General features: G+C 70.3%; 14 protein-coding genes. 5 read left to right on the top strand and 9 right to left on the bottom strand.

The window, feature by feature from the left end:
- Positions 1 to 113 precede the first annotated feature (113 nt).
- The 6 genes from ACZ5VD_RS29265 to ACZ5VD_RS29240 form a co-directional block, all read right to left on the bottom strand.
- Positions 114 to 953: a shikimate dehydrogenase gene (locus ACZ5VD_RS29265; RefSeq protein ID WP_468683778.1), complete on the bottom strand. Its 840-nt coding sequence runs from the start codon at positions 951 to 953 to the stop codon at positions 114 to 116.
- On the bottom strand, positions 934 to 2,724 hold the full coding sequence (mltG, locus tag ACZ5VD_RS29260; RefSeq protein ID WP_468683777.1) for an endolytic transglycosylase MltG: 1,791 nt from the start codon (positions 2,722 to 2,724) through the stop codon (positions 934 to 936). Before mltG ends, ACZ5VD_RS29265 begins: the two co-directional genes overlap by 20 nt.
- A 125-nt stretch (positions 2,725 to 2,849) precedes the next feature.
- On the bottom strand, positions 2,850 to 3,314 hold the full coding sequence (gene ruvX, locus ACZ5VD_RS29255; protein ID WP_468552357.1) for a Holliday junction resolvase RuvX: 465 nt from the start codon (positions 3,312 to 3,314) through the stop codon (positions 2,850 to 2,852).
- A gap of 35 nt (positions 3,315 to 3,349) precedes the next feature.
- Positions 3,350 to 6,022, bottom strand: coding sequence for an alanine--tRNA ligase (alaS, locus tag ACZ5VD_RS29250; RefSeq protein WP_468552201.1), 2,673 nt, complete (start codon positions 6,020 to 6,022; stop codon positions 3,350 to 3,352).
- Complete coding sequence (locus tag ACZ5VD_RS29245; protein WP_468552202.1) at positions 6,022 to 6,372, bottom strand: hypothetical protein; 351 nt, start codon at positions 6,370 to 6,372, stop codon at positions 6,022 to 6,024. Before ACZ5VD_RS29245 ends, alaS begins: the two co-directional genes overlap by 1 nt.
- A gap of 9 nt (positions 6,373 to 6,381) precedes the next feature.
- Positions 6,382 to 6,834, bottom strand: a complete 453-nt coding sequence (locus tag ACZ5VD_RS29240; RefSeq protein WP_468552203.1) for a DUF948 domain-containing protein — start codon at positions 6,832 to 6,834, stop codon at positions 6,382 to 6,384.
- A 153-nt stretch (positions 6,835 to 6,987) separates the two neighbouring features.
- On the opposite strand from ACZ5VD_RS29240, the gene ACZ5VD_RS29235 reads away from it, so the two are divergent.
- Positions 6,988 to 9,156: an ATP-binding protein gene (locus ACZ5VD_RS29235; RefSeq protein ID WP_468683775.1), complete on the top strand. Its 2,169-nt coding sequence runs from the start codon at positions 6,988 to 6,990 to the stop codon at positions 9,154 to 9,156.
- Between the two features lie 24 nt (positions 9,157 to 9,180).
- Here ACZ5VD_RS29235 and rpsD read toward each other — a convergent pair whose 3' ends face one another.
- The 3 genes from rpsD to ACZ5VD_RS29220 form a co-directional block, all read right to left on the bottom strand.
- Entirely contained in the window at positions 9,181 to 9,795 is a 615-nt protein-coding gene (gene rpsD / locus ACZ5VD_RS29230) for a 30S ribosomal protein S4 (RefSeq protein ID WP_468552205.1), read from the bottom strand.
- A gap of 332 nt (positions 9,796 to 10,127) precedes the next feature.
- Positions 10,128 to 11,483: a replication-associated recombination protein A gene (locus ACZ5VD_RS29225; RefSeq protein ID WP_468683774.1), complete on the bottom strand. Its 1,356-nt coding sequence runs from the start codon at positions 11,481 to 11,483 to the stop codon at positions 10,128 to 10,130.
- A gap of 68 nt (positions 11,484 to 11,551) precedes the next feature.
- The gene (locus tag ACZ5VD_RS29220; protein ID WP_468552207.1) at positions 11,552 to 12,208 is read right to left on the bottom strand and encodes a vitamin K epoxide reductase family protein; all 657 of its coding nucleotides are present in this window, start codon (positions 12,206 to 12,208) and stop codon (positions 11,552 to 11,554) included.
- A gap of 145 nt (positions 12,209 to 12,353) precedes the next feature.
- On the opposite strand from ACZ5VD_RS29220, the gene ACZ5VD_RS29215 reads away from it, so the two are divergent.
- From ACZ5VD_RS29215 to ACZ5VD_RS29200, 4 genes are read left to right on the top strand one after another with little or no spacing between them, the layout of a single operon-like run.
- Positions 12,354 to 13,220, top strand: coding sequence for an ABC transporter ATP-binding protein (locus ACZ5VD_RS29215; RefSeq protein ID WP_468552208.1), 867 nt, complete (start codon positions 12,354 to 12,356; stop codon positions 13,218 to 13,220).
- Positions 13,217 to 14,062, top strand: a complete 846-nt coding sequence (locus ACZ5VD_RS29210) for an ABC transporter permease (RefSeq protein WP_468552209.1) — start codon at positions 13,217 to 13,219, stop codon at positions 14,060 to 14,062. The genes ACZ5VD_RS29215 and ACZ5VD_RS29210 overlap by 4 nt, the downstream gene beginning before the upstream one ends.
- A complete protein-coding gene (locus ACZ5VD_RS29205) occupies positions 14,020 to 15,270 on the top strand; it encodes a sensor histidine kinase (RefSeq protein WP_468552210.1) in 1,251 nt (416 codons plus the stop codon). Before ACZ5VD_RS29210 ends, ACZ5VD_RS29205 begins: the two co-directional genes overlap by 43 nt.
- The gene (locus ACZ5VD_RS29200; protein WP_468552211.1) at positions 15,267 to 15,890 is read left to right on the top strand and encodes a response regulator; all 624 of its coding nucleotides are present in this window, start codon (positions 15,267 to 15,269) and stop codon (positions 15,888 to 15,890) included. The genes ACZ5VD_RS29205 and ACZ5VD_RS29200 overlap by 4 nt, the downstream gene beginning before the upstream one ends.
- The last annotated feature ends 2 nt before the right edge of the window (positions 15,891 to 15,892 follow it).

Genomic DNA, 15,892 nt, shown 5'->3' with positions numbered 1-15,892 from the left:
GTGCGCGGCCCTGGCCCGCCACCCCCGATCCTCCCACGTCCGGGCCCCGTCCCAGGCCTCCGGTCCACAGGACGGACGGCGCACCCTCGTCCCGCCCTCCGCCGAGCGGCGGCTCAGCGAGCCGCGAGCGCCTGTTCTCCCGCCTTGCGCATGGCGGCCAGCGGGGCCGGGGAGCATCCCGTCATCTGCTCGACCTGGAGGACCGCCTGGTGCACCAGCAGGTCGAGTCCGCTGACGACGGCGCCGCCGTACGCGGACCAGCGGGCGGCGAGCGCGGTGGGCCACGGGTCGTAGAGCACGTCGAAGAGGGTGGCAGGGCGTTCCGGTACGGCAGAGGAGAGCACGTCGGTCGTCCCGGCCGGGGTGGTGGCGATGACGAGCGGTGCGCGCAGGGCCTGTTCGGCGTCGGCCCAGTCCGCCGTCCGGACCTCGACGTCCAGCCGCTCGCCCCACTCCCGCATCTCGGCGGCACGGGCCTCGCTGCGCACATAGGCGACGACCTCGCCGGTGCAGACGCGGGCCAGTGCGGCGAGCGCGGAGGAGGCGGTGGCACCGGCGCCGAGGATGGCGGCCGAGTCGACCTGCTCGATGCCGTGCTCGCGCAGGGCGGCGACCATGCCGGGGATGTCGGTGTTGTCGCCGACCCGGCGGCCGTCCTCGGTGCACACGACCGTGTTGACCGCGTCGACCGAGGCCGCCGTCTCGCTGATCCCGTCGAGCAGCGGGATGACGGCCCGCTTGAGCGGCATGGTCAGCGACAGTCCGGCCCACTCCGGCCCGAGTTCCGCGAAGAAGCCGGGCAGGGCGGCCTCGTCGAGCTCGAACCGGTCGTACGACCACCCGGTGAGGCCCAGTTCCTCGTACGCGGCGCGGTGCAGCACCGGCGAGAGGGAGTGGGCGATGGGCTTGCCGAGCACCGCGGCCCGGCGGGCGTCAGCTGCCCGAGCTCTCATTGAACTTGTCCTTGAGCTTTTCGAATGCCGCGTAGGTCTTCGCGAATTCGGTCTTGTTCACCCCGTCGGTGGCCACGAAGTAGAGCCAGCCGTCGTCGGTCGGATTCAGCGCCGCCTTCATCGCCTCGTCACCGGGGTTTCCGATGGGACCGGGCGGCAGACCCTTCTGGGTGTACGTGTTGTACGGGTCCTGGTTGCTGTTGATCTCCGACTCGCTGATGTCGATGTTGCTCTCGTTCTGCAGGTAGTTGAAGGTCGAGTCGAACTGCAGCAACTGGTTGGTCTCGGTGTTGGTGGACTTGAGGCGGTTGTAGACCACCTCGGCCATCTTGCGGAAGTCGTCACTGGTCTTGCCCTCGGCCTGAACGAGGCTGGCGACCGTGATGACCTGCAGCGGACTGTCCAGATCCAGCGCCTCGGCCTTGGCGTCGAGGTCGTACTCGCCGTACTTCTTCGTGGCCCGGGACACCATTTCCTTGAGAACCGTCTCGGGCTTCATGCCCTTGGCGGCGGCATAGGTGCCGGGATAGAGGAAGCCCTCCAGCGGGTCCTTGATGTCCTCGTTGTCGTTCGCCCAGTCGGGCAGTCCGAGGCTCGCGAATTTCTTGTCGGCGACCTTCCGGGTGCTGCCGGAGGACAGGTCGAGCTGCTTGTCGATCGCCTTGTAGACGCTGATATTGCGCTCGCCGGGCTTGACCAGCACATTGTTCTGGCTCTTGGGGTCGAGCATCAACTCGACGGCGCTGGCGGCAGACATCTCCTTCTTCATGAGATAGGCGCCGGCCTGGATCTTCTTCCCGTCGGGATTCTGCTCCTGCGCGGAGACGAAGGCGTCGACGCTCTTGATGACGCCACCCTCCTTGAGCCGACGGCCGATCTCGTAGCCGCCCGCGCCCTTGGGGATCTCGACGGTCACCGTCGTGCCGGTGCCGTCGCCCTCGAAGTCCGGAGCCGCACCGAAACGATCCTTGTAGAACTGGTAGCCGAAGTACGTGACGCCGCCGAGTCCTCCACCGAACACCAGGAGGACCACCAGACAGGCGCATCCGCTGCGACGTTTCTTTGGCTTGCCCCCACGGCCTTTGCGGTCACCCCGGCCGCCACGGCCCCCGGGCTCGTCGTCGTCAGCCTCGTCTTCGTCGCCGCCGCCCGCGAAGAAGGCGTGTTCACCCTGGTCGGGGCCGGGATCCCAGTCGGGCTTCGGCTCGGGTTCGGCGCGTCGGCGGGTGGGTGGCTCCGGCGGCGGATAGGCGTCCGGGGTGCCGTAGTAGTCGGGCTGCTGCTCGCCGTACGCCATGCCCTGCTGCCCGTACGGGTCCGCCGGGTCGGTGTACTGGACGTGCGTGTGCGTGCCGGTGGCCCAGCCGCCGTTGTCGTACTGCTGCTGGGCCTGGGCCTGCTGGTCGTACTGCTGCTGGTCGTACTGCTGCTGGGCCTGCTGCTGAGCCAGGGCCTGCTGCTGGTCGTACTGTTGCTGCGCCTGCTGCTGTGGGTCGTACTGCTGCTGCCCGTACTGCGGATCGAACTGCTGCTCGCCGTACTCCTGCTGGTAGTGCTGCTGCGCCTGACCGTATGCGGCCTGCTGGCCGTCGCCCCAGCCGCCGTTGTCGTACTGCGGCTGCTGCGGCTGCTCCGGATAGTGCTGCGGCTGGCCGCCGTAGGGGGACTGCTGGCCCGTGGGGGCCTGCTGTCCGCCCCATCCGTCGTCCCCGTACAACGGGTCCTCCGGATGCCACGGTTCGGAGCCTTGGCCCCGGCCATACTCAGTCATCGATCCCCTAGAGCCGCGAGGCGGCGGCGGGCGCGTGGCTTTCGGCTCGGCTCCCGTTTCCGTCTCTCTCTGTGCGGAGGCTGTTCGAACACCTCCGCATCGCGCGGAACGTTACCGTATCGCGATCAGATGACCACTTCGACGCCCTCGCCGGGAGCTTTACCTGACACCCGTTCGGATTCCAGCGCCTGCTGGAGAATGATCACGGCCGCCGCCTGGTCGATGACCGATCTGCCCTTTTTCGACTTCACGCCGGAAGCGCGCAGTCCCTGACTGGCCGTCACCGTCGTCATCCGCTCGTCCAGGAGGCGGACCGGGACGGGTGCGATCCCCCGGGCGAGCTCCTGGGCGAAGCCGCGGACCTTGACCGCGGCCGGGCCCTCGCCCCCCTTGAGGGAGCGCGGGAGGCCGACGACGACCTCGATCGGCTCGTACTCCTCGACCAGTTGACGCAACCGGCGGTGAGCCGCGGGGACGTCCCGGCCGGGAACCGTCTCCACCGGGGTGGCGAGGATCCCGTCGGGGTCGCACGAGGCGACCCCGATCCGGGCGTCCCCGACATCGATGGCGAGGCGACGGCCGCGGCGCATGCCCCGGCTCTCGTCGCCCGCCCGAACATCGTCGCTCACTTGGCGGTGTCCGCCACGAGCCGCTCGACGGCCTCGACGGCCTCGCCGACGGCGGCCGGGTGCTGGCCACCGCCCTGGGCGACGTCCGGCTTGCCGCCACCGCCGCCACCGAGGGTCTTGGCGGCCGTACGGACCAGGTCGCCGGCCTTGAGGCCGCGCTCGCGGGCGGCCTCGTTGGTGGCGATGACCGTGAGCGGCTTGCCGTTGTTGACCGTGAACAGGGCGACCACCGCGGCCCGGCCCCCCTGGATGCGACCGCGCACGTCGAGGACCAGCCTGCGCAGGTCGTCGGGGGTCGTGCCGTCCGGGACCTGTCCGGTGACGACGGCGATCCCGTGGACGTCCTTGGCGGACTCGACGAGACCGGCGGCGGCCTGGAGCACCTTCTCGGCGCGGAACTTCTCGATCTCCTTCTCGGCGTCCTTCAGCTTGCCGAGCATGGCGGAGATCTTCTCCGGGAGTTCCTCCGGCCGGCCCTTGACCAGTTCCTGGAGCTGGGCGACGACCGTGTGCTCCCGGGCGAGGAAGTTGTAGGCGTCGACGCCGACGAGGGCCTCGATACGGCGTACGCCCGAGCCGATCGACGACTCGCCGAGCAGCTTCACCAGGCCGAGCTGGGAGGTGTTGTGGACGTGCGTGCCGCCGCACAGCTCCTTGGAGAAGTCGCCGATGGTCACGACGCGGACCCGCTCGCCGTACTTCTCGCCGAACTCGGCGATGGCGCCCTGCTTCCTGGCCTCGTCGATGCCCATGACATCGGCGCGGACGTCCAGGTCGCGGGCGAGCACCTCGTTGATCTTCTGCTCGACGTCGGTCATCACGGCCGTGGGAACGGCCGAGGGGGAACCGAAGTCGAAGCGGAAGCGGCCGGGCTGGTTCTCCGAACCGGCCTGGGCGGCCGTCGGGCCGAGGGCGTCGCGCAGGGCCTGGTGGGTGAGGTGGGTGGCCGAGTGGGCGCGGGCGATGGCCGTGCGACGGCGGGAGTCGATCGAGGCGAGGGCCTTGGCGCCGACGGTGACCTCGCCGAACTGGACGACGCCCTTGTGGACGTACACCCCGGGCACCGGCTTCTGGCAGTCGCGGATCTCGATGACGGCCCCGGACTCCACCTTGATGCGGCCGGTGTCGCCGATCTGGCCGCCGCCCTCGGCGTAGAAGGGAGTGCGGTCGAGGACGATCTCCACCTCGTCGCCCTCGGTGGCGGCCGGGGAGGAGGTGCCGTCGACGAGGATGCCGACGATGGTGGACTCGCTCTCGGTGTCCGCGTAGCCGATGAAGTCGGTGGCGCCGGCCTTGTCGGCGATCTCGCGGTAGGCGCCGGTGCCGGCGTGGCCGGTCTTCTTGGCCTGGGCGTCAGCCTTGGCGCGCTCCCGCTGCTCCTTCATCAGACGCCGGAAGCCGTCCTCGTCCACGGAGAGGCCCTGTTCGGCGGCCATCTCCAGGGTGAGGTCGATCGGGAAGCCCCAGGTGTCGTGGAGCAGGAAGGCCTTGTCGCCGGCGAGGACCTGGCCGCCGGAGGCCTTGGTGTCCAGGACGGCGGTGTCGAGGATGTTGGTGCCGGCCTTGAGCGTCTTGAGGAAGGCGTTCTCCTCGGCGACGGCGACCTTCTCGATGCGCTCGCGGTCGGTGACCAGCTCCGGGTACTGCTGGCCCATCATCGCGATGACCGTGTCGATGAGGTCCATGACGACCGGGCCGCCGGCCCCGAGCAGCCGCATGTTGCGGATGGCGCGGCGCATGATGCGGCGCAGGACGTAGCCGCGGCCCTCGTTGCCGGGGGTCACGCCGTCGCCGATGAGCATCACCGAGGTGCGCATGTGGTCGGTGACCACGCGCAGGGAGACGTCCGAGCCGTGGGCTTCGCCGTACTCGACACCGGTCAGCTCGGTGGCCTTCTTGATGACGGCCATGGAGGTGTCGATCTCGTACATGTTCTGCACGCCCTGCAGAATCATGGCGAGCCGCTCCATGCCGAGGCCCGTGTCGATGTTCTGGCTCGGCAGGTCGCCCAGGATCTCGAAGTTGTCCTTGCCGATGCCCTCGCCGCGCTCGTACTGCATGAAGACGAGGTTCCAGATCTCCACGTACCGCTCGTCGTTGACGGCGGGGCCGCCCTCGACGCCGAACTCGGGGCCGCGGTCGTAGTTGATCTCGGAACAGGGGCCGCACGGGCCGGGAACGCCCATGGACCAGTAGTTGTCCTTCATGCCGAGGCGCTGGATGCGCTCCTTGGGCACGCCGACGACGTCGTGCCAGATGCGCTCGGCCTCGTCGTCGTCCTTGTAGACCGTGATCCAGAGCTTCTCCGGCTCCAGGCCGTAACCGCCCTTGTCCTGGGGGCTGGTGAGCAGCTCCCAGGCGTACTTGATGGCGCCTTCCTTGAAGTAGTCGCCGAAGGAGAAGTTGCCGCACATCTGGAAGAACGTGCCGTGCCGGGTGGTCTTGCCGACCTCTTCGATGTCCGGTGTACGCACGCACTTCTGCACGCTGGTGGCGCGGGCGAACGGCGGCTTGACCTCACCCAGGAAGTAGGGCTTGAAGGGCACCATGCCGGCCGGGACCAGGAGCAGAGTCGGGTCGTCCGCGATGAGCGACGCCGAAGGGACGACGGTGTGCCCGCGTTCCTCGAAGAAGCTCAACCAGCGGCGACGAATCTCGGCCGACTCCATCAGTGGTCCTCATTCCGGTTGTACGTGTACGTCGTCCTGTCGTTGTCGACGGACTTCGGGTTGCTGCGGTTCTCGATGGCGGCGAAGCGCCGGGGTGCGGGGAGTTCGGGGTTCTCGTTGATCCCCAACGCCTCCCCCAGCTCGGCCTCGCGCTGGACCATGCCTTCACGGACGTCGAGCGCGAAGCCCACCGCGCGGTCCTTGATGCGGTGACCTGCCTCAAGAGCCTTGTTCGCCGCGGTCGCGGCGAGGTTCTCGGGGGTCAGCTGCTTCAGCTTGCGGTTGACCTTGGTGGTGGCCCAGACACCGGCGGCGACGCCCGTGCTGAACCAGAAGGTACGGCGGAACATCGCTGGCTCTCAGTCCCTTTTCCCTTGGGTGCTCCGCTTGTTCCGCCGAGACACCGTGCGGCCGACGATCACGGTACGCCGGGGCTCCTTGGCGGGCCTGTCGTCCTTGCGGCCGCCCCCGAGGGCCCGGCGCACGCCGTAGCCGAAGGCGGCGACCTTCACCAGGGGGCCGCCGAAGGTGGAGGCGACGGTGGTCGACAGCGCGGACGCGTTCGACGTGACTTCCTGGACGTCCGAGGCGATCGAGTCGACCCGCTCGATCTGGGTCTGCGCGGAGCGCACCGCCGTGGAGGCCTCGGCCAGCAGCGGGACCGCCTGGTCGGTCACGTCCGCCACGAGCTTGGTGGTCGCCCTGAGCGTCTGGGCCAGCCTCGCCAGTGCGACGGCGAGGAAGGACACCAGGATCGCCCAGAAGACGGCCACCAGGATCCCGGCCACCTCGCCACCGGACACTGTGTGCACCCGCTCCCTGAAACATGCCTGCGTATCGAAAAAGTCGTGCGACGAGCCTATCGCGCCGGGGGTCCGGGTCCGAACCGGATTACGGCCCGCGCGCAGCCGGGTCGCGCACAGCGATTGTACGGAATGCATACGGTTCAGTACGCTCCGTGTCCTATGCGCATCCCTCAGCCCGCCGGCACCCCGGTGAACGGCGATCTGCCCCTGGAGCCCGACGCGTTCGTGGGCCGCACGGCCGAACTCGCCGCGCTGGCGGGGGCGCTCGACACCGCGCGGCTCGTGACCGTCACGGGTGTGGGCGGGGTGGGCAAGTCGCGTCTGGCGGCGCGGGCCGCCCGGTCCGCCGCCGGGGACGGTGTGTGGCGCGTCGAGCTGGCGCCGGTGCGCGATCCGGCGTTCGTCGAGCACGCCGTCGTGGAGGCGCTCGGTCTGACGGATCACACCGCCCGGCCGCCGCGCGAGATCCTGCTCGCTCAGCTCGCGGGGCGCCGCCTCCTGCTGGTCCTCGACGGGTTCGAGCACCTGGTGGACGCGTGCGCCGAGCTGGTGGCGGAGCTGCTGCGCCGGGTGCCGGGGCTGCGGATCCTCGCCGTGGGCCGCAGGCCGCTGGCCGTCGCGGGCGAGCGCGTGTTCACGCTCGGCCCGCTGAGCGAGGACGAGGCGGCGGAACTGTTCCTGGAGCGGGCGGACCGGCTGGGGCTCGCGCTCCGGGACGATCCTGACGTACGGGAGCTGTGCCGGCGGCTGGACGGCATCCCGCTGGCGATCGAGCTGGCCGCGGGACGGCTGCGGGCCCTGTCCCCCGGGCAGCTCCTCGAACGGCTCGACGACCGGTTCCAGCTGCTGACGGGCGGCGGGCGGGACGCGCTCCCCCGGCATCAGGCACTGCGTACGACGATCGGCTGGAGCCATGAACTGTGCACGCCCGAGGAGCGGTTGCTGTGGTCGCGGCTGTCGGTGTTCGCCGGACGGTTCGACCTGGAGGCCGCCGAGTACGTGTGCGGCGGGGACGGTCTCGCCGCCGAGGACGTGCTGGACGTCCTGACGGAGTTGCTCGCCCAGTCCGTGGTGGGCCGCGAGGAGACCGCGACGGGCGTCCGCTATCGGATGCTGGACACGGTCGGGGCGTACGGCGCCGACTGGCTGGAGGCGACGGGAGACGGGCTGCGGCTGCGGCGCAGGCACCGCGACTGGTATCTGGGCCTGGCCACCTGGTGCGAGCTGGACTGGTTCTCGTCGCGCCAGCACGAGGTGGCCGCGCGGATCGAGGCGGAGCTGCCGAACCTGCGCCGCGCCCTGGAGTACTGCCTGTCCGAGCCGGACGAGGTCCATCTGGGCCAGTACCTGGCGGGCTCGCTCTGGTTCCACTGGGCCGGCTGCGGGCGGCTGTCGGAGGGACGGCACTGGCTGGAGCGCAGTGTCGGGCTGGAGTCGGACCACGAGCAGCCGCGGCTGAAGGCGCTGTGGGTGCTCGGCTATGTGGCCGTCCTCCAGGGTGACCGGGTGCCCGCGCTGGCGGCGCTCCACGAGTGCCGCCAGGAGGCGGAGCGCACCGGGAACCCCACGGCGGTGGCGTACGCCGAGCACCGCACCGGCTGTCTGGCCCTGGTAACCGACGACATGGCCCGCGCGGAGACCCTGCTGCGTTCGGCGCTGGACCGCTACCGGGAGATCGGCGAGCTCAACAGCAATGTGCTGATGGGTCAGGTGGAGCTGGCGATGACCCGGGCGTTCCAGGGCGATCTGGCGGAGGCGGTGCGGCTGTGCGAGGACGTCCGTCAGGTCTGCGAGGACCACGGTGAGCGCTGGGCGCGGGCGTACGCACTGTATGTCCTGGCCTACGCGGCCTGGTGCGAGGGCGATCCGGCGGGTGCCCGCGATCTGCTGACGGAGTGCCTGTCCGGTGCCCATGCCTTCCACGACCTGCTCGGCTCGGTGCTGACGATCGAGCTGCTGGCGCTGGTCACGGCCACGGAGGGCGATCCGGCGGAGGCGGCCCTGCTGCAGGGTGCCGCCGCGTCGATGTGGCCGTCGGTGGGGCTGCCCCTCTTCGGCTCCGCCTACTACAACGGGCCGCACGAGCGGTGCGAGGCCGTCGCCCGGGAGCAGTTGGGCGACGAGCGCTACGAGGAGTGCGTACGGCGGGGCGCCGGGCTCGGCCGGGACATGGCGGTGGCGCGGGCGCTGGGGCCTAGCGGGGACTGTCCGCCGGAGGCGGTGCCGGCGCCGCGCGGGCCGGTGCGGCATGCGACGGCGACGCTGCGCCTGGACACACACGAACCCGCCGCCTCGCCCACCCGGCAGGGTGGGGAGACGACGGGCTGAGGTGGTGCTGCGTCCGGCTGGAGATCAGCGGGCGTAGTACTCGACGACGAGCTGCTCGTCGCAGATCACCGGGATCTCCTTGCGGTTCGGCTCGCGGTCCAGGCGGAACGCCAGGGCGCCGAGGTTCACCTGGAGGTAGCGCGGGGTCTCGCCGTCGGGGGCGAAGCCACCGGCGCGGGAGACCTCGAACAGCGTCTTGCTGCGGCTGCGCTCGCGGACCATCACGACGTCGTCGGGCTTGACGCGGAACGACGGCTTGTCGACCTTGCCGCCGTTGACCTCGATGTGACCGTGGACGACCATCTGGCGGGCCTGGTAGATCGTGCGGGCGATGCCCGAACGCAGGACCAGCGCGTCGAGACGACGCTCCAGCTCGATGACCAGCGCCTCACCGGTCTTGCCCTGCGTCTTGGCGGCACGCTCGTAGGCGCGGACGAGCTGGCGCTCGGACACGTCGTACTGCGCGCGCAGACGCTGCTTCTCCAGCAGACGGACCTTGTAGTCCGAGTTCTGCTTGCGGCCACGACCGTGCTCGCCCGGCGGGTAGGGACGGGCCTCGAAGTACTTGACGGCCTTCGGGGTCAGCGCGATGCCGAGGGCACGCGACTTCTTGACCTTGGGGCGGGACTGATTCGCCACTGTCTTTTTCTCTTTCCTGGATTTCGGCTCACCAGAGTTAAGGGAGGTCGCATCCGCAGCCTGGGAAACCCCGCGGGTCCGGTCGGTCGGACCTTTGAGGCAGCCGCTCCCTGGTCTGGGCACATACGTGCAGCACGCGAGTGGCCCACCGACCGTTCCCGGAGATTCGGGAGGGTGGTGGGCTGCCCGCGACACCTTCGACGGTGCGCGACGCTCCTGGAATCCCCACGCGAGGTGGGGGCTCCGGCTGCATGTCCCGTTCTGGTGGCGCCTGGCACCTCTTGCGAGGGGACAGGCACGGGACGCAGCGCTTGAAGGAGTCTACAGGGTGGTCAGGACCGCCCTCGACCGAGGTGTTTCCTCGTCCACTCCACCGCGTCCGCGTAGCGTGCCTCGGCTCCGTGCCGGGTCGGCTCGTAGTACTCCCGGTCCTTCAGTTCCTCCGGCGCGTACTGCTGGGCCGCGATGCCCTCGGGCAGGTCGTGCGGGTACACGTAGCCCTGCGCGTGGCCGAGCTTGGCCGCGCCCTTGTAGTGCCCGTCGCGCAGATGCATGGGCACCGAGCCGGCATGGCCCTTGCGTACGTCCTCCATGGCGGCGCCGATCGCGGTCGTCGCGGAGTTCGACTTCGGGGCCAGGGCCAGGGCGATGGTGGCGTGGCTGAGGGTGAGGGCGGCCTCGGGGAAGCCGATCATGGCGACGGCCTGGGCGGCGGCGACCGCGATCGGCAGGGCGTTCGGGTCGGCGAGGCCGATGTCCTCGCTGGCGGAGATCATCAGGCGGCGGGCGATGAAGCGGGGGTCCTCGCCGGCCTCGATCATGCGGGCCAGGTAGTGCAGGGCCGCGTCGACGTCGGAGCCGCGGATCGACTTGATGAGGGCGCTGGCCACGTCGTAGTGCTGGTCGCCGTCCCGGTCGTACTTCACCGCGGCTCGGTCGACGGTCTCCTCCAGGGTCTGGAGGGTGATCTCGGGGTCGCCCTTGTCGAGCGCGGCCCCGGCGGCGGCTTCCAGGGCGGTCAGCGCGCGCCGGGCGTCGCCGCCGGCGATCCGCAGGAAGTGTTCCTCGGTGTCCTCGGGGAGGGTGACGGCGCTCTTGAGGCCGCGCTCGTCGGTGAGGGCCCGGCGGAGCAGGCCCCGCAGGTCCTCGTCGGTCAGCGGTTCGAGGGTGAGGAGGAGGGAGCGGGACAGCAGCGGCGAGATCACCGAGAAGTACGGGTTCTCCGTCGTCGCCGCGATCAGGGTCACCCAGCGGTTCTCGACGGCCGGGAGCAGGGAGTCCTGCTGGGCCTTGCTGAAGCGGTGGATCTCGTCGAGGAAGAGGACGGTCTCCTTGCCGTAGCCCCCGGTGGCACGGCGGGCGCCCTCGATGACCGCGCGGACCTCCTTGACGCCGGCGGTGATCGCCGACAGCTCCACGAAGCGCTTGTTGGTGGCCTTGGAGACGACGTACGCCAGGGTGGTCTTGCCGGTGCCGGGCGGGCCCCAGAGGATGACCGAGGAGGGTCCGGCGGGGCCGCCGGCGCCCTCGCCGACCAGTCGGCGCAGGGGCGAGCCGGGCTTCAGCAGGTGTTGCTGGCCCACCACCTCGTCGAGGGTGCGCGGGCGCATCCGGACCGCCAGGGGGCTCCCGGTCGGGTCCTTCTCCTGGCGTTCTTCGGCTGCGGCGGTGAACAGGTCGGGCTCCACACCGAAAACCCTATGTCACACCACTGACAATCCCCGACGAGCCGTGGGGCGGCCCGGCACCGGGGGGGTCAGCTGGTCCAGAAGTCCCACCAGCGGGTCAGGATCAGCATGCCGATGATGCCGATGTGCAGGACCGGCATGACCCAGGTGAACTCGCCGAAGAAGCTCTTCAGCCAGCGCGGGGCGGGCAGGAAGTCGTTGCGGACGTTGAACGACGTCACGTACCAGAACATGAGGATCGTGGCGACCCATGCCAGGGAGCACCACAGGCACAGGGCGTTGATCCGGTACAGCGACTGGAACTGCAGCCAGGTGCAGAAGGCCACTCCGAAGAGCGTGCCGAAGTTGAAGGTGAGCCAGTACCAGCGCGGGAAGCGGGCGCGGGCGAGCAGGCTCATGCCGACGCCGATGACGATGCCGTAGCAGACGAGGCCGAGCATCGGGTTGGGGAACCCGAAGGCCGCGGCCTGCTTGCTCTCCATGACGCTGCCGCAGGAGACGACGGGGTTCAGGCTGCAGCCGGGGGTGAAGCTGGTGCCCGCGACCTTGGCTTCGAGCAGCTTGAACTTGTCGATCGTGATGACCCACGCGGCGAGCAGCCCGGCGGCGCCGGTGATGATCAGCAGCAGGGCGAACGCTCGGCTGCCGCCCGCCGTGCGCGGCTCGGCGGCGACGCGCTCCGGCTCGGGGTCGGTGGAGACGTCCTTCACTGTGGTCTTGCTCATCACGCCGATTCCGTCACTTGAGAGTTGGACCTTCTTCGGGCAGGGGCCATTGTGCCGCACGCATGGCGCTGTCCACCGTTCGGTGGACATAAGGAAGTACGCACGGTCGTCCCGGAGCGTTCGGTTCCGGACGAGGCTCGACGGCATGACAACACACGCGAACGAACTCGCGGTGGACGTACGGGGGCTGCGCAAGCAGTACGGCGACGTGACCGCGGTCGACGGGATCGATCTCGGAATCCGCCGGGGTGAGGTCTTCGGCCTGCTGGGACCCAACGGGGCCGGCAAGAGCACGACGGTGGAGATCCTCCAGGGCAACCGGAACCGGGACGCGGGCGAGGTGTCCGTCCTGGGGGCTGATCCGGCGCACGGCACGCGCGCGTGGCGCTCACGTGTCGGAATCGTCTGGCAGGACGAATCCGCGCCCGCCGAGTTGACGGTCCGCGAGACCGTGCGACATTTCGCCCACTACTACCCGAGGCCGCGGGACCCGGAGGAGGTCATCGGCCTGGTCGGTCTGGAGGCGAAGGCGGCCAGCCGGATCAAGGCGCTCTCCGGCGGGCAGCGGCGCCGGCTCGACGTGGCGCTCGGGGTGATCGGCAGCCCCGAGCTGCTGCTCCTGGACGAGCCGACGACCGGCTTCGACCCGGCGGCCCGGCGGCAGTTCTGGGATCTGATCCGCAAGCTCTCCGCCGAGGGCACCACCATCATGCTGACCACGCACTACCTGGAGGAGGCGGAGGCCCTCGCGGACCGGCTGGCGATCGTCGCCCGGGGACGGGTCGTCGCCGAGGGCGAACCGGCGGGTCTGCGCGAGCGGCACGGCACCGGCACCACCGTCGAGTGGACCGACGCCGACGGCACCCCGCGCGCGGAGCGCACCGACACACCGACCCGGACGGTCGCCGCGCTGATGCGGCGCTTCGACGGCGAGATCCCGGGGCTGCGGGTGAGCCGCCCCACGTTGGAGGACATCTACCTCCGGCTGACCGGACAGGAGGACGCGCGATGACCACGACCGCCGTACGACCCCGGGCGGACGCCCTCGCCGATCGGCTGCCCGGTGTCTGGGGCCTCGGCCTGCGGCGGGGTGTCCTGGAACTCCGGCAGTTCTTCCGGCAGCGCGACCAGGTGGTGTTCACCTTCGCCTTCCCGGTGGTGTTCCTCTTCCTGTTCGCGTCGATCTTCCGGGACGACGTGCAGAACGCCGGCATCACCGCCTCGCAGCTGTACGTCCCGGCGATGATGGCCGCCGGCATCATGTCGACGAGTTTCCAGTCCCTCGGCATCTCGATCGCGATCGAACGGGACGAGAGGGTGCTGCGGCGGCTGCGCGGCACGCCGATGCCTCCGGCGTCGTACTTCCTCGGCAAGATCTGGCTGGTTCTGGTCAGCGGTCTGCTGGAGACGGCGATCCTGCTCGCCGTCGGCACGGCCTTCTACGACATCGACCTGCCCTCGGACGGGGGCCGGTGGTTCGCGTTCGCCTGGATCTTCGTCCTCGGGCTCACGGCGTGCGCGCTGCTCGGCATCGCGGTCAGCTCGATCCCCAAGACCGGCAAGAGCGCGAGTTCCGTGGTCGTCCTGCCGTTCCTGGTGCTGCAGTTCATCTCCGGGGTGTACATCGCGATCGACACCATCCCCGACTGGATGCTGAACATCGGCGCGCTGTTCCCGCTGAAGTGGATGTGCCAGGGGTTGCGCGGGGTGTTCCTGCCGGAGTCGGCGCAGGTGCTGGAGCAGACCGGCGGCTGGGAGTTCGGGCGGATCGCCCTGGTGCTGGGGGCGTGGTGCGTCGGAGGATTGCTGCTGTGTCTGCTGACCTTCCGGTGGAAGAACCGGCGCGAGGGGTGACCGACGGCCCGGACGATGTCGTGGGCGCCTACACCTGGGCGCGGTCGTTCCGGATCTGGGACACGTACTTCGCGCTCATCTGGCTGGCCACCCTGGTGTTCGTGCTCGGCACGGAGCACCCGGGGTGGCCGGTCCGGGTCACCGCGGCGGCGCTGCTCGTCCCCCTGATCCCGCTCTTCGTGTGGGTGGGGCGGCCCATCCTGCGGGGCGATCCGCCCGAGGAACGGCAGGCCCTGGGCTATCTCGTGGCGGCGATGGCACTGTTCCTGCCGTCGGCGATCCTGGTGGGCGAGACCCGGCTGATGACCTTCGCGCTGGTCCCGCAGTGCTTCATGTCGTTGCGGATCCGGCGGGCGCTGATGGTGATCGCCGTCATCAATCTCGCGCCCGTCCTCGGCTGGGCCCTGGTGTGGTGGCCGAGCGACCAGGACGTCTTCTTCAACGGGCTGTTCGCCGTGGTCACCCTCGTCTTCTCGGTGGCCGTCGGCACCTGGATCATCCGGATCATCGAACAGAGCCAGGAGCGAGCCGACCTGATCGCCGAGCTGGACGCGAGCCGCCACGAGATCTCCCGGCTGTCGACCGCGCACGGCGCCCTGGCCGAGCGGGAACGGATGGCCAGGGAGATCCACGACACGCTCGCGCAGGGCTTCACCAGTCTGCTGATGCTGGTCCAGGCCGTCGAGGCGGAGCTCGACCACGACGTGGCCCAGGCCCGCCGCCATCTCGCGCTGATGGACGAGACGGCCCGGCTGAACCTCGCCGAGGCCCGTGCCCTGGTCGCCGGGGGCGCGCCCGCCGACCTCGCCGACGCCTCGCTGCCGGACGCCCTGCGCAGGCTGGCCGCCCGTCACGAGGCGACGCTGGAGGTGACCGGCCCCGTACGGGCCCTCCCCGCCGGCCCCGAGGTGGTCGCCCTGCGGGCCTGCCAGGAGGCGCTGGCCAACGCCCGCAAGCACGCGGGGAGTTCGGCGGTGGTCGGCATCACGGTGGCGTACGCCGAGGACGCCCTCACCATGTCCGTCCGCGACGACGGCTGTGGCTTCGACCCTTCCGCGGTGAGCGCCGCGACCGGCGGCTACGGTCTGGCGGGGCTGCGGGCCCGGGCCACGGAAGTCGGCGGGACGGCCCGGGTGCGCAGCGTCCCCGGCGGCGGTACGACGGTGACCGTCAGCCTGCCCGTCCCGTCCCCGAGGAGCTCATCGTGATCCGGATCATCCTGGCCGACGACCATCCCGTCGTACGGGAGGGGCTGCGGGCGATGCTGTCCGCGGAACCGGACCTGGAGGTGGTCGCCGACGCGTCCAGCGGGCCGCAGGCGGAGGCCCTGACCGCGCAGTTGCGGCCCGACATCGTGCTGATGGACCTGCGGATGCCCGGTGGCGGGGGCGTGGACTCCATCGTCCGGATGAGCGAGTCCGGACTGCCGTGCCGGGTCATCGTCCTGACCACGTACGAGACGGACCGTGACATCCTGCGCGCGGTCGAGGCCGGCGCCGCGGGCTATCTGCTGAAGGATCTGCCCCGCGCGGAACTGGCCGAGGCCGTACGGGCCGCCGCGCGGGGCGAGACGGTGTTGGCACCGTCGGTGGCCGCCCGTCTGGTGGACCGGCTGCGGACGAAGCCGGAACGGCCACGGCTGTCGGAGCGCGAGACCGCGGTACTGCGCCTGGTGGCGGAGGGCTGCACCAACGCGGAGATCGGACGCCGGTTGTTCATCGGCGAGTCCACGGTGAAGACCCATCTCCTGCGAGCCTTCGGCAAGTTGGACGTGGACGACAGAACCGCGGCCGTGACGAGCGCGATGCGACACGGCCTACTCGACTGAGG

The sequence above is a fragment of the Streptomyces sp. NPDC032822 genome (genome assembly GCF_055578825.1).
Note: the sequence above shows the minus strand (reverse complement) of the source record. Positions and strands in the feature narration are given on the sequence as shown.